Origin of the sequence: Erysipelatoclostridium sp. DFI.2.3, from assembly GCF_019132535.1 — a bacterium.
Classification (GTDB): domain Bacteria; phylum Bacillota_I; class Bacilli_A; order Erysipelotrichales; family Erysipelotrichaceae; genus Clostridium_AQ; species Clostridium_AQ innocuum.
Window position 1 is genome coordinate 67,790 of record NZ_JAHOOJ010000005.1, and the last position, 19,681, is coordinate 87,470.

The following is a 19,681-nucleotide window of genomic DNA, read 5'->3' on the forward strand; positions in this document are numbered from 1 at the left end:
CCACTTCTATGCTAGTCATAGCATAAGTGGTGAGAGTACGTCACGAGTAGAGCATTTAACAAAACGGTACGGACAGGGGGAGGCGCAGGTGAGTGCGCTGGATGATGTGTCCTTCTGTGTGGAGCAGGGTGAATTTGTCGCCATTGTAGGGCCGAGCGGAAGCGGTAAATCCACGCTGCTGCATCTGCTGGGCGGTGTGGATCGGCCAACCGGCGGCAAGGTGTATGTGAGTGATAAGGATATGTATGCACTCGATGAAACCGCACTGGCGATTTTTCGCAGAAGACAGATTGGTCTGATCTATCAGTTTTACAACTTGATTCCGGTACTGAATGTGGAAGAAAACATCACACTTCCCCTGCTGCTGGATAATCGCAGCGTCAATACGCAGCAGCTGGACAGCATGGTAGAGGCACTGGGGCTGAAGAAGCGATTACAGCATCTGCCCAGCCAGCTCAGCGGCGGACAGCAGCAGCGCGTTTCCATCGGTCGTGCACTGATGGCATCTCCGGCCATCGTACTGGCGGATGAGCCGACCGGAAATCTGGATCGGGCCAACAGCAGGGAAATCATCGACCTGCTGAAGCGCCTGCATGATGAGCTTCACCAGACACTGATCATCATCACACATGATGAAGGCATTGCTTTGCAGGCAGATCGGATTTTAAAAATAGAGGACGGTCACATTGTGCGTGATGAGGTGATTCGCCGATGAATATCATACAGAAGGTGACATGGAAATGCATGAAGGCCGCTAAGCGCAGAACGATGGTCACCATCTTTGGTGTTATCCTGTCTGTTGCCATGATTGCGGCCGTTTCAACCATCGCACAGTCCTTTCAGGATTTGATGCTGCGCAATGCCCGTTCCAATTTCGGAGATTTTGAAATGGAATTTTATGATGTTCCTGCCAAACAGGCAGAAAAGCTGGTAAAGGACTCCCGCATAAAGGAAAGTCTGATTTCCTATCACGATACCTGTGCATTCTTGAAGGATGTAAAGGATGCGCAGCGACAATATATACAGCTTCAGGTCTATGATATGGAGCACCTGCATCTGAATGCCTTGCAGCTGGTGAAGGGAACGCTCCCGCGCCAAAAGAATGAAATTCTGTTGTCGGAAAGCTTTATGGAAACAAGCGGTACCGCCTGGAAAATCGGAGACAGTATAACTCTGCCTATCGGTTATACGCTACAAAAGGATGGAAGCCGGTCATATTCCCAATGGAATTCGGATGATGCGACAGGTGAAAGCTTTCATCAAACCGGGGAGCGTACCTTTCGTATCACCGGTATTATGGATGATGGAAAGGTGCATTTCGGAAGCCAGAACTATGCCTTTTATCTGCCGTTTCAGGGAAATGAGGGGACTTTGGAAAACCGGTATGTCATTTCCTTTACGATGAAGGAGCGAACTGCATCCATTTATGAGGATGCACAGCAGCTTGCAGAGGATTACGGTCTGCAGGATGTACAGATCAATCCCAACAATACGCTGCTGATGTTTTACGGTATCAATGACGATAACGGTTTTATGACGACAATTACGCTTGCGACGGGGATGGTGGCTCTCATTATTATGATCGGCTCGATTTCTCTGATTTACAATGCGTTCGCCATTTCGTTATCACAGCGAAGCCGTTATCTGGGAATGCTTGCCAGCATTGGTGCTACGCAGAAACAGAAGCGCTCCTCCGTTTTCTTTGAAGCGTTTGTGATTGGTGCCTTTGCAATTCCAATCGGTATTCTATGCGGCTATGCAGGGATCGGTATCACCTTTCTTTGCATCCAGCCGCTGATTCAGGGGATGTTTGAAACCATGGTGGAGCTGAGGCTTGTCATTACCTGGCAGAGTGTGCTGGTTTCCGTTCTGTTTTCCTTTATCGTCCTGCTGATCAGTGCCTGGCTGCCAGCACGGCGTGCTTCGCGTATCACACCGATCGATGCGCTGCGGCAGAATCAGGATGTCAGTATCCGCGTAAAGGATGTGCGTAGGACACGCTGGATCCGCAAGTGGTTCGGCTTTTCCGCCGCGCTGGGTGCAAAGAACATGAAGCGAAGCAGACACCGCTATTATGCCACATTGTTTTCACTGATTATCAGTATGGTTCTCTTTATGACAGCTTACAGCTTTTCCACCTTTATTTCACAGGCCTTTTCAATGGCACAGGGGGAAATACCGGCTGATGTAACCGGAGGAATGAATGGATACAGCCAGCCGGAAGGGGATGCGATACGAGAACAGCTGTCCCGGCTTCCCTCTGCCGAAGAGTTTCTCTATATGGAAAGTGTGACGCTGCAGGATCATTCGACCGCAGCCTACAGCGATCAGCTGCAGCAGCTTTTGGATGAGCAGGGACGGCATTTTGATGAACCGCAGCAGCGCTTGTCTTTTGAGATTATCGCTTTGAATGATCAGAGCTTTGCCCGCTATGCCGGGGAGGTCAATGCTTCTATGGAAGACTTTACAGGCAGTGATGCTCAGGCGATCCTGCTGAATAAGCTGACCTGCAAAAAAGAGAATACCTTTACCGATTACCGGCTGCTGGAGAATGCGGAAAAGGGAATGACGCTGCAGGCCGCTATGGATAAGCGCTCCTATGAAACAGCGATACATGTTGCGGCAGTCAGTGAAGTGCATCCATGGTTTATGCCGGCCAATGTTGATGATATTCATACGATTTATCTGATAACGAATGAGCAGTCCATGCGGATTTTGAAAAAACAGCTGCAGCTTACACAGGACATGCTTTCCATGAAGTTTCAGTATCGCTCCTCTCAGCCCTATGCACTGGAAAATGAGCTGACACAGCTGCAGTCTCAGCATCCGGCAGGAACGATTTTCAAAAGCAATATCCGGGCATTGAAGGATCGGCAGAATCAGCTGTCGCTGTTTCTGAATGTCTTCCTGTATGGCTTTGTGGCACTGATCCTGCTGGTCAGCGCAGCCAATATTTATAACACGATTTCCACAGGAATCGCCTTGCGCAGACGGGAATTTGCCATGCTGAAATCCATAGGAATCACACCGGGCGCCTTTCGCGCAATGATCCGTATGGAAATTATGCAATATCTGGGCAGGACCATGCTGTTTGGCATACCGCTTACACTGCTTGTCATCTACGGTGTGTACGCAGTTCTGCAGCGTAATTTCGCCTTTGCCTTTGCATTTCCGTGGCAGGGACTGCTGTTTATCATCCTTCTGCTGGCGGCTTTGCTGTTTATGAGCATGCGCCTGGCACTGCAGGCGATGAAGCACGATAATCTGATGGAAACGATTCGACAGGAAAGCATATGACCGGATTGTATGCCGTTGGATACATCCCTGTCAGGAATAGGGAAAGCAATCCGGTTATCGCGAATGCAGCTGTAGGTATCGGTTGGTGAATCCATAAAGCTTCCTTGTTCATGAAATTGAAAAAGGGTGAACAGAGACCTTGGAATCCTGTGTAAACCGCTATCATTCTATGGTATAATGAAAGAAAATAACGAAGGAGGAAGCTTATATGACATCCTATATTATGGCGATTGATCAGGGAACGACCAGTACCCGCGCCATTCTGTTTGATAAAGCCAGCAACATCGTCGGAGTAGCGCAAAAGGAGCTGGAAAATTATTATCCGCATCCGGGCTGGGTGGAACAAAACGCAAACGATATATGGGCAAGTACCATCGGTGTGATGTTTGAGGTGCTGGCCAAAACCGGTGTAAGGGATACCCAGGTGGCTGCCATCGGCATCACCAATCAAAGAGAGACGACAGTTGTCTGGGATAAGGAGAGCGGTCAGCCGATATATTTCGCCATCGTCTGGCAGTCCCGTCAGTCGGACACCTATTGCCAAAAGCTGAAGGAGCAGGGGCTGGAGGGGATGATTCGCGAAAAAACCGGTCTGCTTCTGGATCCGTATTTCTCTGCCAGTAAGATTCGCTGGATACTGGATCATGTGGAGGGTGCTCAAGCGCGTGCGGAAAAAGGGGAGCTGCTGTTCGGAACCATGGATACCTGGCTGCTGTGGAAGCTGACCAAGGGAGCGAAGCATATGAGTGATGTATCCAATGCGTCCCGAACGATGCTGATGAATCTGAAGACGCTGCAATACGATGAGGAGCTGCTGAAGCTATGGAATATTCCCCGCTGTATGCTTCCGGAAATCCGTGATTCCAGTGAGGTGTACGGGGTTACCAGTGGTGTGTTTGATCATCCGGTTCCGGTTGCGGCATTGATCGGTGACCAGCAGGCGGCCCTGTTCGGACAGACCTGCTTTGATGCGGGAAATGTAAAAAACACGTATGGAACCGGCTGTTTCCTGTTGATGAATACAAAGGAGCGCCCGATTCACTCCGCACACGGGCTCGTCAGCTGTGTTGGCTGGAGAATCCGGGGGGAGACGGATTATGTTCTGGAGGGCAGCGTCTTTGTCGCAGGAGCTGCCATACAGTGGCTTCGCGACGGCCTGAAAATTCTGCACAGCAGTGCGGAAAGCGAGCAGCGTGCCCTGCAGGTTGCGGATAGTGACGGTGTATATGTCGTACCGAGCTTTACCGGTCTGGGTGCTCCATACTGGAAGCCGCAGGTAAAGGGCGGTATGTTTGGGCTGACCAGAGGCACAACACAGGAGCATATCATACGTGCTACGCTGGAAGCTCTGGCATATCAGACCAATGATGTACTCCAGGCGATGAAGCAGGACAGCGGACTGGACATCGCACAGATGCAGGTGGATGGTGGTGCCAGCCGCAACGATTATCTGCTGCAGTTTCAAAGTGATATCACCGATACGTGCATTGTACGCTCCACCATCAGTGAAACAACTGCACTGGGGGCTGCCTACCTGTCCGGGCTTGCCATGGGCTTTTGGAAATCCAAGGAAGAAATCCGTTCCCAGTTTCAGGTATCACGGCGCTTTACACCACAGATGGATGCGCAGCAAAGAGCAGACTGTCTGCAGGGCTGGAACAAAGCAATCCATGCGATTCTTGACTTTTGATGGTTACTGGAAAATATTAACTTGTGAAAACATGAGCAAAACAGTTGACGATTCTTTATCCTATCTGTTACCATAGGATTGCCAGCATCATATCATACGATGAGGGACAATCAAAGCGCTGTTATCATACAGCCACATGGAGGAGAATATTACGATGAAAAAACTCACAGTACTACTAGCAATGACGATGTTACTAGCAGCCTGCGGCGGTAATTCCGAGCCTGAAAAAAAAGGAAACGGTGAATCCGCAAAAGACAAGAATGGAGACTACGCGACTGCTGAAATCACGGTACAGGGTGATGATGTCGTTGCCATCAATCTTGACGAAACAAAAGAGGGAAAATCCAAAAAAGAGCTTGGCGACAAATATGGAATGAAGGCCGCAAGCAAGAAAGCGAAAAAGGAATGGGATGAGCAGGTGGAATTCCTGGAGAATTACATTGAGAAAAACGGTCTGGACAAGGTCGAAATGAATGATGCAGGCTATCCTGTGAATGACGATGTTCTGGCTGGCTGCACCATCAATGTGAAAAATCTGATGGATGCGGCAAAGAACGCAAAGGACAACGCAAAATAAAATAGCCTGTGAAAGACGGAGATACCAGCTATCTTCGTTCTTTTTTTTGTGCAAATCCGGATTTCAGCTTCCTGTCTGCAATCGGATTCATCGTATTTTTAAAGCTGTATATAGCAAATGTTTTTACTTTTTTTGAATCTAAGAAATTTAATCGTGTTTATCCTGTGTGAAGGATAAAGGAAAATGGCTGCATTCATCCCACCATCTGCTTATCGTCGCAGAGATAGGGGACTTCTGCCTGTTATTTGTTAAAATGTTACAAAAGGGTACCGCCAATCTACGCCTCCTTTTATGATACACGGTTTGCGGCTGCTTTATCAGCTGCTTTGGGCATGGTCTGTCTCAATGTAAGTACACGCATGACATGCATGCACGTAATCATAGAACCGATTTTCAGACAGGTGATTTTTCGCTGTTTGTGTGCCATTTCTCTTAACAGAGCCGTTCTTTTATACTATAATGTACAAATAAAAGGGAAGGAAATTATCTGTATGAAAAAAATACTTATGCTGTGCTGTATGATGGCTATGTTGCTTGGCGGCTGCAGCAGACAGCAACCGGCGCCACAGCCAAAGCCGAAAAAGGAACATCCAGTCCGCAGCGTATCACTGAGCTTTACCGGAGATATCCTGATGGAGGACGCATTATACAACTGGATGGGAAAGGGATGCAGCTTTAAAAACTATTTTGACAAGGTAACCCCCTATCTGGACAGCGATCTTGTCATCGGGAATCAGGAGGTTGTGCTCGGCGGCCGTGAGCTGGGAATCACAGGCAGTGACTATACCTTTAATGCGCCTGAGGAAATCGCCAAACAGTTTCCAGAGATCGGCTTTGATGTTTTGACCTTCGCCAATAATCACAGCTATGATCGTGGGATGCAGGGAATCGTGAACACCAAAAGGAATCTGGAGGACGCCGGTATCCGAACAACCGGGGCTTATGAAAATAAGGCGCAGCGGGATAATATTCTCGTCGTGGAACGAAACGGGGTACGGTTTGCGATTCTCGCTTATACCTACGACACCAATCAGCCAATTGACACTGAAAACGGCTTTGCGGTCAATCATTTTCTCAATGAGGGGCATGTGTTTGACGACCGCTGTAAAAAGCAGCTGGCAAAGGATGTGCGGAAAGCAAAAGAGCAAGCGGATGTGGTGATTGCGGCGATGCACTGGGGAACCGAATTCACCTATGAGCTGGATGCTGCACAGCGCGATGCAGCAGTCTTTCTCAATGAGCAGGGCGTGGATATCATCATCGGTAACCATCCGCATTGTCTGCAAAGGGTGGAGACCTTAACGAATGCACAGGGAAAGGAAACCTTTGTTATGTATTCTCTCGGTAATTTTGTGTCAGCGGCTATGGGGGTTGACCGTGCCAGCGAGCAGTTTACCAATATGTATGAAATCGGCGGTATCGTGCAATGTGATGTGGAGTTTCATACAGAAACAGGAAAAACAGAAGTGAAAAATAAAAAAATGATACCGATCGTCAATCACTTCGATGCCTCCTATGATAACTTTCAGCTGCTTCCGTTTTCTTCCTATAGCGAGGAGCTGGCGGCAGAGCATGGTCAGCGTACCGTCAGCGCTGATTTTACCTATGCATGGCTCAGGGAACAGCTGAAGCAGCTGTATGACGGTGAAATCACATGGCAGTAGTATAAACGGGTGAAATGATCGCATACTAACAGCAGCGAAAGGATGATATGCATGAAAAAGCAGGTAATGATGCTGGGCCTTTCCGTACTGCTGTGCGGCTGCGGCGGAAAGAGCGTGGAAAAGGAAGGTACGGGAACCTATACGAATGACAGCGGGGAAAAGACAACAGCCAGAGTCAAATTGAAAAATGATAAGATTGCCGAGGTCGAAATCGATGAAACCGCCAAGGGAAAGGATAAGACCAAAAAAGAGCTCGGTGAGGACTATGGTATGAAGCAGGCCAGTCCGATCAAAAAGGAATGGAATGAACAGATTGCCTTCTTTGAAAAATATGTCGAAAAGCACGGCATCGATAAAATCAAGCTCAATCAGGATGGCAAGGCAGAGAATAATGATGTGAGAAGCGGCTGTACCATCAGCGTGGACGGCTTTATAAAAGCCATTCAGGATGCAGAGAAAAATGCAAAATAGGTAACAGGATATCTGCGGGCTGTAAAATAGCCGATGCAGATATCTTTTTTTCTTTCAAATGGTGTCAGCTTCTGCATTCTTTCACGAAAAAGGTTTGCAAAGCGTTTTCTCTCGGGTATAATATAAGAATGTTGGAGGATCTATGAATAAAGCGGATAAACTATTTATTATGATCGTCGCAGTTTGTGCCTGTCTGCTGTATGTCCCTTTGATCTGGAGCGCATACCGTGATGCAGGGCGGGAAAAGGAAGTTGTTGTCAGCTATAAGGATCGTGAAATACTCAGAAAGAGCCTGTCACTCAACGATGTGTATACCGTAAAGGGAACACTCGGCGACGTGCAGGTGGAGGTAAAGGATAAACGTGTTCGTGTGGAAAAGGAAAACAGTCCCAATCATCTTTGTTCCATTCAGGGATGGGTGGAGGATGCCAATCGTCCGATTGTGTGTCTGCCCAACAATATCGTCGTACAAATTGAAGCAGGCGATGTGCGAGATGATGATGTGGACACGGTGATACAGTGATGAGCCGCACACAGAGGATGACAACGATCACAATGCTGACGGCTGTCAGTATTCTCTTTCATATGATTGAATCCATGATTCCCGTGCCCGTACCGGTACCGGGATTCAAGCTGGGTCTGGCCAATATTGTCGGCCTGATCGCGTATTATCTGTTTGATGCCAGGGTGATGCTGTCGGTCAACATCATGCGGGTTGTACTGGCCTCTTTGTTGAGAGGGATGCTGTTTGGCACCGGCTTCTGGCTGTCGATGTGCGGCGTACTGCTGTCGACACTGGCCTGTATCCTTGCCAGAAAAACACCGATGAGTATCTATGGTGTCAGTGTTGCGGGAAGCAGCGCCCATGCGATCGGACAGGTCATTGCGGTAACGCTGATTTACCAGCAGTTCTTCATGCAGGCAATCCTGCCGGTACTGATATTGCTGGGCATCCCGACCGGACTGTTTGTGGCACATGTCGCAAAAGCGGTTCTGAAACGAATACACATAGAATGATTGCGGTTGATTGAGGAGGAAATTGGATATGGAAACATTTGTATATAGACCAAAGGGCGTATGCTCAAGAGAAATGCGTTTTGAGATGGACGGCGATATCATTCGCAATGTAACCATCGTTGGCGGCTGTGCCGGCAACCTGCTGGGCATTTCGAGAATTATAAAAGATAAAAAAATAAGTGAAGTACTGGATGCATTTCGTGGGGTTCGCTGCGGAGCGAAGCCGACATCCTGCCCGGATCAGATCGCAGAGGCGTTGAGTGAATACGCCAGAAAGCTGGGATAGGCAGGATCTCTGTGCCTGTGGCACAGGGCTGTGAAGGCATAAGGGAAATAGGCTTATTGCCTATTTTTTTCGTTTATAGAGAGGAAGGGGATTATGAAAAAAATACGATTTGTATGGAGATATGTAAGGCCGTACCGTTATCAGTTTGTACTGATTCTGCTGGATGTGGCTGTATATTCCTTGTTTATGCTGGCAGCGCCGCTGATCATTTCCTGGATGATTGACAATGTCATCAAGGGAGTGCCGTTTGACAATGCTTTTTTACAGCAGCTGGTGGATATGGCAGGCGGTATGGAGGCGTTGCAGTCTCATTTGTGGATTGGTTCCGCGCTGGTCGTGGGAAGCTATCTGATGGTAGCCTTTGCGATCAACCGCAGAAGTATGCATGCCGGTAATGTCGCGGAAACACTGGCATTGAATGTGCGCAATGATTTATATGACCATCTGCAGAAGCTGCCGTTTTCCTATCATAAAAGCAGGGACAGCGGGGATTTGATTCAGCGAAGCACCTCGGATATCGAAACGGTGCGCAGATTTCTGGCGAATCAGTTTTCCGAGATGCTGTTTGCGATTTTGAATGTCACGCTTGCATCACTCATTCTGTTCAGCCGCAGTGTGAAGCTGACACTGGTATCCATTGCACTGATTCCGCTGATTCTGATTGCCAGCTATGTATTCTTTTCCAAAGCGAAGAAAATTTTTCTGGAATGCGATCTGGCGGAAAGCTCCATGACCACCGTGCTGCAGGAAAATCTGAATGCCATGCGTGTGGTAAAGGCGTTTCATCAGGAGCAGCATGAAATTGATAAATTTGAGGAGGCAAATGATGCATACCGCAAAAAATATTTCGATCTGATGCATGCTTTGGCACTGTTTTGGAGCGGTACGGATTTTCTGGGACAGATGCAGATTCTGGTCATGATTGTTTTCGGTATCGGTATGGCGCTGCAGGGAGAGCTGAGTGTCGGTACATTCTTTGTGTTTGTGATGTATGAGAGTACCATTGTATGGCCGCTGCGTCAGCTTGGAAGGATTTTGTCCGATCTTGGTAAGGTCAGCGTTTCCATCACACGAATCGAGGAGGTGCTGCAGGAGGAGGCAGAGGATCTGGAGAGCGGGCTGCGGCCGGATATCAGCGGAAATATCTGCTTCGATCATGTTAGCTTCCGTTATGAGGATGGAAGCCGGCATACGCTGCATGATCTGTCGTTTACCATTCGTGAGGGAGAACGTATTGCCATCATGGGGCCGACGGGGAGCGGAAAATCCAGTCTGGTGCATCTGCTGAGCGGCATCTATGACTATGATCGGGGCAGCATAACCATCAACGGTGTGGAGCTGCGCGATATCGCCAAATCATGGCTGCGCCGTCATGTGCAGATCGTCTTGCAGGAACCGTTTTTGTTTTCCAAGACGATTTATGAGAATATCCATCTGTCCGATCATCATGCGATGAAGGAGGATGTGGTGGAGGCTGCCCGCATGTCCTGTATTCACAATGATATCGAGGAGTTTGATCAGGGCTATGAAACAATGGTTGGAGAAAAGGGGGTTACCCTGTCCGGGGGACAGAAGCAGCGTGTGGCGATTGCACGATCCCTGCTGGCGAAAAGTCCGATCATGGTGTTTGATGATTCTCTGTCCGCACTGGATATGAAAACGGATGCGATGATACAGGAAGCCCTGCAGGATATCCGCTATTCCATGACGATGCTCATGATCACTCATCGTGTGGCTTCCGCACAGAACGCCGATCGTATTCTTGTTTTAGAGCATGGACGTCTGGTACAGGAGGGAACGCACGAGGAGCTGATCAAACAGGACGGCTTGTATCGGCGAATTTATGAAATTCAGAAGGAGGGAGGTGAGGCATATGGCACAGCGCATCATGAAGGAGCAGGAGTTTGAGAGTGATGTATTCGACCGCGGTACATGGCAAAAGGTTTTCCAGCTGCTGTGGGAGCATAAGAAAAGTGTGATTCCGCTGATATTCTTTAACACCATTCTGGCGGTTACCGATGTCATCATGCCGCTGCTGAACCGCTACGCCCTGAATACGTATGTCGATGATCAAACAGGCGCAGATACCCTGCCGGTATTCATCCTTGTTTATGTCGGAATGATACTGGCTCAGTGTCTGCTGGTATACCTGTTTTTCCGTCTTGCCGCAAGGGTGGAGAGTGATTTTGGTAAAAATCTGCGGGAGAAGTGCTTTCGCAAGCTGCAGGAGCAGACCTTTTCCTATTTTGACCGCACTGCAAACGGCTGGCTGATGGCCAGAATCACCTCGGATACGGCGCGTCTGGCAGAAACGCTGGCATGGGCCTTTGTCGATGTGGTGTGGGGGATCTTCGTCATGCTGGGAATCAGTGTTGTCATGCTGCTTGTCAACTGGCAGATGGCATTGTGTGTACTGGTGGTTGTACCGCTGCTCTGGTTTGTCTCCCTGTATTTTCAGCGCCGCATCCTCTCTGCTCAGCGGCAGTCAAGAAAAGCCAATTCCCGTATTACCGCTTCCTTTGCGGAAGGGATCAACGGTGCCAAGACAACAAAGACATTGGGCATTGAGCAGCAGAATTACAATGAATTTCAAAAGAAAACCGATGATATGAAGCGCTACAGCATGCGGGCCTTGCGAATCAATGCCATCTTTCAGCCAATCGTTTATCTGCTGTCCGCTGTCGTTATCGCCCTGCTGCTGTATGTGGGCGGGGAGCAGGTGCTTTTGAAAACCATTCAGTTTGGAACACTGGCGATGTTTATCAACTATGCGCAGCTGTTCTTTGATCCGCTGAAGCAGATTGCCCGTGTGCTTGCGGAGATACAGATGGCGCAGGCAAGTGCGGAGCGCGTGGTTGCATTGCTGGAGGAGGAAATCGAAATCACGGATTATCCGGATGTCATCGAACGCTATGGAACCCTGCTGAAGGAGCATACAGATGCCTACGAACCCCTTTACGGGGATGTGGTATTTGACCATGTAAATTTCTATTATTATGAAAATGAGCCCGTTCTGCGTGATTTCTGTCTGCAAGTGAAAAAAGGACAGACGGTAGCTCTGGTTGGGGAAACCGGTTCCGGGAAAAGCACCATTGTCAATCTGCTCTGTCGCTTCTATGAGCCCTGCTCGGGACGTATCCTTATGGATGGCAAGAATTTAAGAGAGCGCAGTGTGGGCTGGCTGCATTCCCATATCGGCTATGTACTGCAGACGCCGAATCTGTTCAGCGGCACCATACGGGATAATATTCGTTATGGCCGTCGAGACGCCAGTGATGAAGAGGTGGAGCAGGTTGCCCGCCTGATTCAGGCACATGACTTCATCAGCCGTATGGAAAAGGGCTATGACACTGAAGTCGGTGAGGGCGGAGATCGTCTGTCAACCGGACAGAAGCAGCTGATTTCCTTTGCAAGAGCCATGCTGTGTGATCCTGCTATCGTAATTTTGGACGAGGCGACAAGCTCCATTGATACTGAAAGTGAAAAGGCGATCCAGTATGCGATGGATCAGCTGCTGCACGGTCGTACAAGCTTTGTGGTTGCGCACCGTCTGAGTACGATTGTTTCAGCGGATATCATTGTCGTGCTGCAGCACGGGGTGATCATCGAGCAGGGAACACACGAGGAGCTGATGGCAAAGCAGGGATATTACTATGAATTGTTTACTTCTCAGTATCGCCAGGAGCGCATACAGCGCTGTATGGAATGATACCTGTATGAAACAGATGCTGATCAGATATCCTTATCTGCAGGCACAGATTACCGCAATGGGTGAATCTGTGCCTGTTTTGCATACAGAAACACGGCATTGGGAGGCTATGGAAGCACGGTGGCGCTGTTATCCAGCAGGATAGAGTCTGCTTGAAAATTTATATATACAGCAGGTAAACAGTATGGTTTCTGTGGTAGAATAAATAGGAATGTAAGGAGGTATCCGATATGGAGAAAATAGCGAAATTTCATAAGGTGAGCATGCAGCGGTTTGAGAAGGACTGGGGCACTGCATTTCCCGGGACCGATGCGGCAGAAATTCAGAGAATATATGAGGCGTTAAGGCTGCCTGTGCGTGCGACAAAGGGATCAGCCGGCTATGATTTTTTTGCACCTGCGGCAGTTTCCCTGAAACCAAGGGAAACGATAAAAATACCAACCGGTATCCGTGCGGAAATTCAGGAGGGCTGGGTGCTGCAGCTGTTTCCCCGCAGCTCGCTGGGCTTTACCTATCGTCTGCAGTTTAACAACACGGTAGGAATTATTGACAGCGATTATTTTGAAAGCGACAACGAAGGGCATATCTTCATAAAAATGATGAACGATTCCACAGAGGGAAAAACCGTTCAGATTCGCAAAGGAGACGGCTTTGCGCAGGGGATTTTTCTTCCGTTTGGCATTTGTGAGGATGATGATGTGCAAAAGCAGCGAAACGGCGGCTTTGGGAGTACGAATGAGTAGCTGCAGGACATTGAATCTGCAGCTTTTTTTGCTTTGTGCGATATGTGTACAGCAAGTACGCATACACATTGTGAGTATAAATAAATATATATGTAAAGTTTTATGGAAACATGGTGTATCGTGTGACAGACATGTTATACTTATTAAATAAAGGCTATGAGGTGAATATGTATGCATAAAATCAAGAGAAAGGTACAGCAGAAGCAGGAAAGCCGAATCCTCCCGTTTACACCGGTTCGTACCTATTTTCTGCTTTTTTTGATGCTGTATCTGCTTCTGGTGATATGCGCGGGATCCCTGCTGACGATTCGTTCGATGAAGCATTCGGCGCAGGCGGCACAGCAAAGTGCAGCAGCGCAGATATCGCAGCGGATTGATGAATCCCTGAAGCTTTTAAACTCACTTGCGGCACTTCCTGAATTTTATGATCCCTCTGTAAAATGGGAGGAAAAGGTGGAAAAGCTGGACAGCATCAATACACAGTTCGGCTATATGTTTATCTGCTACGTTGATGAGGATATACAGGTTTACACATTGGGGGAGGAACCGGCCAGTCTGGCTGCTCGTGAGCATATGCAGAAGCTGTATGCCACAAAGCAGCCGATTGTTACCGACAGCTTTGTTGCCGGTGCAGACGGCGTTACCCTGAACTATACGGTTGCTGTTCCGCTGCTTCAGGACGGTGTTATGACCGGAAGCCTGTTTTGCTCGATATATTTTGATGATACCGTAGAGCTATTGAAAAAGGCGGCATCCGCAAATCAAAGCGAAGCTGTTCTGATCGGTTCTAAGGGACAGATCATGTCATCGACAAATGGGTTATCCTATGGTTCCTCCTACGTGGGTCAACTGCAGGATGTCCGTATGTACAGTATGACGACGGATACGCTGGAAACTAAACTGCTGGCGCGTGAATCCGGCGCTTTCTATAGTAGAAAAGACGGAAATCTGATGTATACTGCATACGGTCCTGTCAAAAATACGAATTGGGATATTCTGATAACAATCGACTTCTTTCGCCTGTTTTCAGCTATGCTGCCCCATCTGCTGCTGATTGCTGCGATCACTGCTGCAATCACACTCTCTCTTTATCTGCTGGTGAGAGCATACAGCCGGCAGCAAAAAGCGAATATGGAAAGCATGGTAGCTGCCGTCCACAGGATGGAGCGGAAATTGTACAAGAACAGCATTCCCGAGCAAGTGGATTATGATGATTTACTGCAAATGAGCAGTACAGGGCTGCGGGACGGATTGACCGGCGTCGTAACGCGAACGGTGTTCCTAAGCAGGATGCAGAAGCTGCTGGAGAGTGGAGAATACGGGAGCTGTATGACACTTTGCTTTGTTGATCTTGATGACCTGAAAACACTAAACGATACACACGGGCATCAGGCAGGTGATAGTGCTTTAAGAAAAATCGGTTCCATTCTACGGGAATACGAAATGAAATACGAGGGCATTGTCGGGCGCTATGGCGGAGATGAATTCATTCTTGTTTTAAACGATGTAGATACCGCACAGGAGGTTCATGCCGTATTATCCGAGCTTGTTGAAAAACTGAATTTCTCAATCGCTGTCAGACAGAAAGCTGTGGCCGTGCATTGCAGTATCGGTGCCTGTATCTGGAACAAAACAGATTCTTTGGATGTGCTGATTGCAAAGGCGGATAAGGCCCTGTATGATGTAAAGCGGCATGGCAAAAAAGCGTATTCCCTCTTTCTGAAGGGAGAGTCCTGATATGAGGCGGATGTCATTAAAGAGAAAACTCCCCGTACTTCTCTTGGTTATTCTTGTACTGGGGCTGAGTCTGCATACCGGAAAAAGCATACAGGCAGCATTGATCAGCAAACGGCGGCAGGCTGCGGAAACCGTCATTGAGCTTTTCGGCAAGCATCTGATACAGCAATTGGAGGCAGAGAATTTCGCATCCAAATTGATGTTTGCACTGAATACAAAGGAGAAAACAAATCTGACACTGTTTGAAGAGAAGGCAGCGAAGCTTCAAAAGGACCATGCCGAAATCCGTTTTCTGTCCTACTTTGAGCAGGATACCTTACAGGCAATTTATCCGAGGGAGAAATACAAATCGGCAATCGGCATGAAATTACATGATGTATCCTATAGCTATACCCTTGCAAAGGTGATAAAGGACGGAGTTATTGCCGGACCGGAGAAACTGTCTTCGACAAAGGAGGAGGTATTTCTCTTTATTGAGCCGCTGTATGAAAATAATCAGTACAAGGGAGAGATTATCGCGGCAGTGGATAGTGCGTATCTTATAAAAGCCATGAATCTGGAATATCTCCAGAAAAGAGGCTATGAGTATGAGCTGTGGAGAGTAAATGCGCTTGGTGAAAAAAAGACGGTTGTGAGGGTGTCTGATCCGAGTGTTGATTTCTCCGAGGCTGTAAAGCTGGAGGTTAGCTTACCTGCGACATGGAATCTCAGCATTCTGCCAGAGAATGGTTGGCTGCCTTATTCCGTGAAGCTTGCAATCAACGGCATATGCTTACTCAATGCTTTGCTCATCCTCGCCCTTGTATACCTCGCACTGCGTGTGCATGTACAGAAAAAGCAATTGATAAGGGAATCCTATACTGATGCAGACAGCGGCCTGCTGACTCGTGAGGGATTCTTCTATTTTATGAAGCGTGCGAAACAAATGCAGGGGGACAAGGAGGTATCTGTACTGTATATTCAGCTGTATAATTTTTATAAGCTGTGCAAAAACTCCAGTATGGAGGAAATGCAGGCATATTTGCAAATCATACAGCAGGGTGTTCAGGAGCATCTGCCTGTGGGAAGTATTGCTGCACGTCTGAGTGAAGAGGAATTCGTCATAGCAATCTTCGAAGATACGAGGAGCGAAAAGGCAATGGAGGCAATCGAGGACTTTATACTTCAGCTATTCTGGAAAAAGAAAATACAAGGGAAAAAGGTCTTTGTGGAACCGAAAAGCGCTATTGTCCGCTGTGTGGCAAAGAAAACAGATGCAGAGGAGCTTTTGAAGCTTGCATCGATGCGATTAAATGCATTGTATGATCTGCATTCCTGAATCTGGACGGTGAGTATCGTTTTATTCATATACGAAGGGACTACAGGTATATCTGTCGGATAGCCTGTAGTTTTTTTTGTATATGATCTGTTCTATTCTGCAATCCACAGTATTACTTTTATTTTAGTACTTGACAATGCAAAGTACTAAGGGTATTATAATAGTGGAGGTGATGCTGGTGAATACACAATTCAAGAAGGGTGTTCTGGAACTGATTGTGCTGCTTTGCGTATATAAAAAGGATATGTACGGATATGAGCTGGTGTCCGAGGTCAGTAAGGTTATCAATGTGAATGAGGGGACCATCTACCCGCTGTTGAAGCGTCTGACCAATGAGCACTATTTTGAAACCTACCTCAGTGAATCCACGGAGGGACCTCCGCGAAAATATTATCGCATAACCGGGAATGGAAAAACGAGGACAACGGAGCTGCTGCAGGAATGGAATGAATTCCATGAACAGGTCAGCAGATTTATAAAGGAGAGTGAAATCGATGACGAAAGATGAATTTCTGCGATTGCTGGATCGCAAGCTGGATGTGATCAATGAAAGGGAACGACGTGATATCATTGATGAGTACCGCACGCATATTGAAATGAAAATGAAAGAGGGGAAATCGGAGGAAGAGGCGATTGAGGATTTTGGAAATATCGATGAACTGGTGGATGATATTCTGGATGCCTATAAAATCAATACGGATCGTGTCAACCGCTCCTTCGATACCAAGCTGAACCGTTTTATGGATGATCTGTTCAACGGCTTTCAGCGGTTTCTGGGCTCCTTTACCTCCCTGCAGATGGATGATGTCGTACGCCTGGTGTTTGAAATCCTGGTGATACTGATTCTGCTGGCTGTTCTGCATATTCCGTTCCGTATGATTTCTTCTCTGGGAAGCAGCCTGCTGCATTCCGTGGCGGGCTTTGGAATCGGGAGTCTGCTGGCGGCGATATGGAAATTTATTATCGGTGTCGCCTATGTGGCAATCTTTGTTGTCGTGCTGGTCAACCTGTGTACAAAGCGGCTGAACCGCTATCGCAGTCATTCGAGAAACGGGGAGGGAGCCAGTGTATTTGATGATTTCAAGGAAAGCTTTGATTTTGATCAGGCAAAGAAGACGGTTCATTCCTTTACAAACGATCGCAGCACGCGTCGCGAAACGGTATATGATGAGCGAGATGATATAAAATATCAGGAAAGAGATACGCAGCGTGGCGAAACGGATGATGAATATGAGGATGAAAGCATGTATGAGGAACCCCGCAGAAGAGAATATCGCCGAAGCTATGAAGGTGATCACATGGAACGCGGTGTAACAAGTGTTGCGACGATTCTGATGCGGATATTCTTCTGTCTGATGATGATTCCTTTTGTCGGTATCATTGTGGCATTGTGCTGCGCCCTGGGGGCCATGATCGTGCTCAGCTTTGAAGGACTGACCCTGTTTGGCGCCTACTTTATCGTAATCGGTGCATTGGTGGCAACCGGAGGCTTCCTGTCACTGCTGTACAGCGTCTTATGGAGAAGGGGGTAGGCATATGAAAAAATTTCTGATATCCCTGATTGTCGGTATTACGATGATGGCGATTGGAACGACCATGCTGGTTTTTGAAATCAAGGAATTTGAGTTTGTGGACGGAAGAAGTGCCTATTATGGCTCTGATACGGTAAAGACACAGACCTTCCGTGTAAAGGATCAGGATTTGAATATCGTGTTTGAGGATGATTATTACACCGGCTATGAGTGGAAATACGATGAGAGCATGAAGGATGAGGTTCGTATTGAATATACTTCGGACATGCAGGTGAAAACGAACGGCAATACGATGATTATTGAAGAGCGCTACAATCATGAATGGGGTGTCAATGACGGCATGGATTTCCTGAATACCTTTCTGGATGGCCTGAAGCAACGCAAGGTTTATACGATGGATTACAGAGACAATGTTGTCATTGTATCCTCCTCACAGATGCGTGATCGTGTACATGTGATTTCGGATTGATTGATGTGAAACAAAGGAAAACGCGGAATTACACCGCGTTTTTTTCATCCTTATATGTGTGTTTGATGCGGGCATGCTGCTTTTAATCGGCGGATATCACCGCTTTGCAGTGCCGCGAGATTGCTTTGGATCAGCTCAATCGGCCAATCCCACCATTTCAGGGTGAGCAGCTCCGCTATGGTTTCCTCAGGAAACCGCAGGCGTAGTTCTCTGGCAGGCACACCGCCGACGATGGTATAGGGCGCAACATCCCTTGTGACAAGTGCCCGTGTTCCGATAATGGCGCCGTCACCGATCGTAACACCGGCCAGTATCACTGCTTCGTATCCGATCCATACATCATTGCCAATCACGATATCCCCCAGCATCCCGGACATCCTTTGGCTGTTGCTGCCATTCCTCGAAAAATATGGGGAAGGGATAGGTTGACAGGGACTGCAGGGCATGATTAGCACTGTTTAATAAAAATTTTGCACCGCAGGCAATGGAACAGAATTTTCCGATGATCAGCTGATCGCAATTGGCAGGGTACTGGTATAAAACGTTATGCTTTTCAAAATCACGGGGATCCTGTGCATGGTCATTGTACATCGAAAAATCACCTGCCGTAATTTCCGGTCGGGTTATGACATTTTTGATATAGACGGTATTTGGATCACCGCTGCGTGGATAAATCAGATGTTTATTCATGTTTGTTCTCCTTTTTACCAGTTCATTGTATGGGAAGAGGTGCGGATGCGGCAAGCCACAAAATCGTACAGACCTGTTTTGTAGAAAAAAAGAATGCCGCAGCATTCTTATGATTTTTGATAAATGATTTTCTTGATAGCATGTGCCGATAATGCATACTGAGTGGAAAGCTCCTCAATCGTGCAGCCGGACACATAGCGTTGCCGGATGCCTTCATTTCGCAGCTGTAGCTCGGTTCGATAGCCGCTGTGCTCTCCCCAGCGTTTTTTCTTTCCGGCAGCAGGAATATAAATGTATCCTGCCTGTATATACTTCTGCAGCTCCTCCACCAGGTCTTTCGGTAAAATCGTATGGGCATTTACATATTTCATGCAGGCTCCTCCTTTACAATTCTGTTCAGGATGCAAAGCCGGCAAATGCTGCGACTTGTTTACTCCATGCAGGTGTCGCAGCAATCCGGCGTTGCATGGAGTCTTGCTTC

20 protein-coding genes and 1 pseudogene are annotated in these 19,681 nt (G+C 47.7%); 18 read left to right on the forward strand and 3 right to left on the reverse strand.

The window, feature by feature from the left end; translation table 11 throughout:
* The first annotated feature begins 22 nt into the window (after nt 1-22).
* The 4 genes from KSZ58_RS06745 to KSZ58_RS06760 all read left to right on the forward strand — a co-directional run bounded on the left by KSZ58_RS06745 (nt 23) and on the right by KSZ58_RS06760 (nt 5,564).
* On the forward strand, nt 23-715 hold the full coding sequence (locus tag KSZ58_RS06745) for an ABC transporter ATP-binding protein (protein ID WP_040014014.1): 693 nt from the start codon (nt 23-25) through the stop codon (nt 713-715).
* Nucleotides 712-3,297 (forward strand): ABC transporter permease, encoded by a 2,586-nt coding sequence (locus KSZ58_RS06750; RefSeq protein ID WP_009269217.1) that lies wholly within the window; start codon nt 712-714, stop codon nt 3,295-3,297. The genes KSZ58_RS06745 and KSZ58_RS06750 overlap by 4 nt, the downstream gene beginning before the upstream one ends.
* Nucleotides 3,298-3,505: 208 nt before the next feature.
* Entirely contained in the window at nt 3,506-4,987 is a 1,482-nt protein-coding gene (glpK, locus tag KSZ58_RS06755) for a glycerol kinase GlpK (protein WP_161128975.1), read from the forward strand.
* A gap of 154 nt (nt 4,988-5,141) precedes the next feature.
* Nucleotides 5,142-5,564, forward strand: coding sequence for a hypothetical protein (locus KSZ58_RS06760; RefSeq protein ID WP_008819319.1), 423 nt, complete (start codon nt 5,142-5,144; stop codon nt 5,562-5,564).
* Nucleotides 5,565-5,853: 289 nt separating this feature from the next.
* Here the strand turns inward: KSZ58_RS06760 and KSZ58_RS06765 are convergent, their stop codons facing one another.
* Nucleotides 5,854-5,991 carry a hypothetical protein gene (locus KSZ58_RS06765; RefSeq protein ID WP_009588378.1) on the reverse strand — a complete coding sequence of 46 codons (138 nt, stop codon included), beginning with the start codon at nt 5,989-5,991 and terminating at the stop codon, nt 5,854-5,856.
* Between the two features lie 64 nt (nt 5,992-6,055).
* Between KSZ58_RS06765 and KSZ58_RS06770 the strand changes: the two genes are divergently transcribed.
* From KSZ58_RS06770 to KSZ58_RS06835, 14 genes are all read left to right on the forward strand, one after another.
* The gene (locus KSZ58_RS06770; RefSeq protein ID WP_161128974.1) at nt 6,056-7,228 is read left to right on the forward strand and encodes a CapA family protein; all 1,173 of its coding nucleotides are present in this window, start codon (nt 6,056-6,058) and stop codon (nt 7,226-7,228) included.
* 51 nt (nt 7,229-7,279) lie between these two features.
* On the forward strand, nt 7,280-7,699 hold the full coding sequence (locus KSZ58_RS06775; protein WP_008819317.1) for an FMN-binding protein: 420 nt from the start codon (nt 7,280-7,282) through the stop codon (nt 7,697-7,699).
* A 142-nt stretch (nt 7,700-7,841) separates the two neighbouring features.
* Nucleotides 7,842-8,222 (forward strand): NusG domain II-containing protein, encoded by a 381-nt coding sequence (locus KSZ58_RS06780; protein ID WP_008819316.1) that lies wholly within the window; start codon nt 7,842-7,844, stop codon nt 8,220-8,222.
* A complete protein-coding gene (locus KSZ58_RS06785) occupies nt 8,222-8,716 on the forward strand; it encodes a Gx transporter family protein (RefSeq protein ID WP_008819315.1) in 495 nt (164 codons plus the stop codon). Before KSZ58_RS06780 ends, KSZ58_RS06785 begins: the two co-directional genes overlap by 1 nt.
* 28 nt (nt 8,717-8,744) lie before the next feature.
* Nucleotides 8,745-9,002: a TIGR03905 family TSCPD domain-containing protein gene (locus KSZ58_RS06790; RefSeq protein WP_002608758.1), complete on the forward strand. Its 258-nt coding sequence runs from the start codon at nt 8,745-8,747 to the stop codon at nt 9,000-9,002.
* A 93-nt stretch (nt 9,003-9,095) separates the two neighbouring features.
* Nucleotides 9,096-10,910, forward strand: coding sequence for an ABC transporter ATP-binding protein (locus tag KSZ58_RS06795; protein ID WP_008819314.1), 1,815 nt, complete (start codon nt 9,096-9,098; stop codon nt 10,908-10,910).
* Complete coding sequence (locus tag KSZ58_RS06800; protein WP_021420230.1) at nt 10,876-12,711, forward strand: ABC transporter ATP-binding protein; 1,836 nt, start codon at nt 10,876-10,878, stop codon at nt 12,709-12,711. Before KSZ58_RS06795 ends, KSZ58_RS06800 begins: the two co-directional genes overlap by 35 nt.
* Nucleotides 12,712-12,718: 7 nt before the next feature.
* Nucleotides 12,719-12,856, forward strand: coding sequence for a hypothetical protein (locus KSZ58_RS06805; RefSeq protein ID WP_009588382.1), 138 nt, complete (start codon nt 12,719-12,721; stop codon nt 12,854-12,856).
* Between the two features lie 85 nt (nt 12,857-12,941).
* Entirely contained in the window at nt 12,942-13,454 is a 513-nt protein-coding gene (locus KSZ58_RS06810; protein WP_008819311.1) for a dUTP diphosphatase, read from the forward strand.
* Between the two features lie 171 nt (nt 13,455-13,625).
* Nucleotides 13,626-15,191: a diguanylate cyclase domain-containing protein gene (locus tag KSZ58_RS06815; RefSeq protein WP_022300728.1), complete on the forward strand. Its 1,566-nt coding sequence runs from the start codon at nt 13,626-13,628 to the stop codon at nt 15,189-15,191.
* 1 nt (nt 15,192) lies between these two features.
* Complete coding sequence (locus KSZ58_RS06820) at nt 15,193-16,509, forward strand: GGDEF domain-containing protein (protein WP_009269211.1); 1,317 nt, start codon at nt 15,193-15,195, stop codon at nt 16,507-16,509.
* Between the two features lie 178 nt (nt 16,510-16,687).
* Entirely contained in the window at nt 16,688-17,017 is a 330-nt protein-coding gene (locus tag KSZ58_RS06825) for a PadR family transcriptional regulator (RefSeq protein WP_002608762.1), read from the forward strand.
* A complete protein-coding gene (locus KSZ58_RS06830; RefSeq protein ID WP_008819308.1) occupies nt 17,004-18,041 on the forward strand; it encodes a DUF1700 domain-containing protein in 1,038 nt (345 codons plus the stop codon). Before KSZ58_RS06825 ends, KSZ58_RS06830 begins: the two co-directional genes overlap by 14 nt.
* A gap of 4 nt (nt 18,042-18,045) precedes the next feature.
* Nucleotides 18,046-18,510 (forward strand): hypothetical protein, encoded by a 465-nt coding sequence (locus KSZ58_RS06835; RefSeq protein WP_008819307.1) that lies wholly within the window; start codon nt 18,046-18,048, stop codon nt 18,508-18,510.
* Between the two features lie 50 nt (nt 18,511-18,560).
* Here KSZ58_RS06835 and KSZ58_RS23470 read toward each other — a convergent pair.
* Together KSZ58_RS23470 and KSZ58_RS06850 are read right to left on the reverse strand one after the other, a co-directional pair.
* Nucleotides 18,561-19,188: pseudogene (locus KSZ58_RS23470) on the reverse strand (CatB-related O-acetyltransferase).
* A gap of 119 nt (nt 19,189-19,307) precedes the next feature.
* Complete coding sequence (locus tag KSZ58_RS06850) at nt 19,308-19,571, reverse strand: CD3324 family protein (protein WP_008817446.1); 264 nt, start codon at nt 19,569-19,571, stop codon at nt 19,308-19,310.
* Nucleotides 19,572-19,681: the final 110 nt, after the last annotated feature.

Bases quoted from the DNA above. Each gene is read 5' to 3' on its own strand.
- KSZ58_RS06750 (WP_009269217.1), top strand. From the start codon at position 712: ATGAATATCATACAGAAGGTGACATGGAAATGCATGAAGGCCGCTAAG.
- glpK (WP_161128975.1), top strand. From the start codon at position 3,506: ATGACATCCTATATTATGGCGATTGATCAGGGAACGACCAGTACCCGC.
- KSZ58_RS06760 (WP_008819319.1), top strand. From the start codon at position 5,142: ATGAAAAAACTCACAGTACTACTAGCAATGACGATGTTACTAGCAGCC.
- KSZ58_RS06765 (WP_009588378.1), bottom strand. From the start codon at position 5,991: ATGGCACACAAACAGCGAAAAATCACCTGTCTGAAAATCGGTTCTATG.
- KSZ58_RS06770 (WP_161128974.1), top strand. From the start codon at position 6,056: ATGAAAAAAATACTTATGCTGTGCTGTATGATGGCTATGTTGCTTGGC.
- KSZ58_RS06775 (WP_008819317.1), top strand. From the start codon at position 7,280: ATGAAAAAGCAGGTAATGATGCTGGGCCTTTCCGTACTGCTGTGCGGC.
- KSZ58_RS06780 (WP_008819316.1), top strand. From the start codon at position 7,842: ATGAATAAAGCGGATAAACTATTTATTATGATCGTCGCAGTTTGTGCC.
- KSZ58_RS06785 (WP_008819315.1), top strand. From the start codon at position 8,222: ATGAGCCGCACACAGAGGATGACAACGATCACAATGCTGACGGCTGTC.
- KSZ58_RS06790 (WP_002608758.1), top strand. From the start codon at position 8,745: ATGGAAACATTTGTATATAGACCAAAGGGCGTATGCTCAAGAGAAATG.
- KSZ58_RS06795 (WP_008819314.1), top strand. From the start codon at position 9,096: ATGAAAAAAATACGATTTGTATGGAGATATGTAAGGCCGTACCGTTAT.
- KSZ58_RS06800 (WP_021420230.1), top strand. From the start codon at position 10,876: ATGGCACAGCGCATCATGAAGGAGCAGGAGTTTGAGAGTGATGTATTC.
- KSZ58_RS06805 (WP_009588382.1), top strand. From the start codon at position 12,719: ATGAAACAGATGCTGATCAGATATCCTTATCTGCAGGCACAGATTACC.
- KSZ58_RS06810 (WP_008819311.1), top strand. From the start codon at position 12,942: ATGGAGAAAATAGCGAAATTTCATAAGGTGAGCATGCAGCGGTTTGAG.
- KSZ58_RS06815 (WP_022300728.1), top strand. From the start codon at position 13,626: ATGCATAAAATCAAGAGAAAGGTACAGCAGAAGCAGGAAAGCCGAATC.
- KSZ58_RS06820 (WP_009269211.1), top strand. From the start codon at position 15,193: ATGAGGCGGATGTCATTAAAGAGAAAACTCCCCGTACTTCTCTTGGTT.
- KSZ58_RS06830 (WP_008819308.1), top strand. From the start codon at position 17,004: ATGACGAAAGATGAATTTCTGCGATTGCTGGATCGCAAGCTGGATGTG.
- KSZ58_RS06835 (WP_008819307.1), top strand. From the start codon at position 18,046: ATGAAAAAATTTCTGATATCCCTGATTGTCGGTATTACGATGATGGCG.
- KSZ58_RS06850 (WP_008817446.1), bottom strand. From the start codon at position 19,571: ATGAAATATGTAAATGCCCATACGATTTTACCGAAAGACCTGGTGGAG.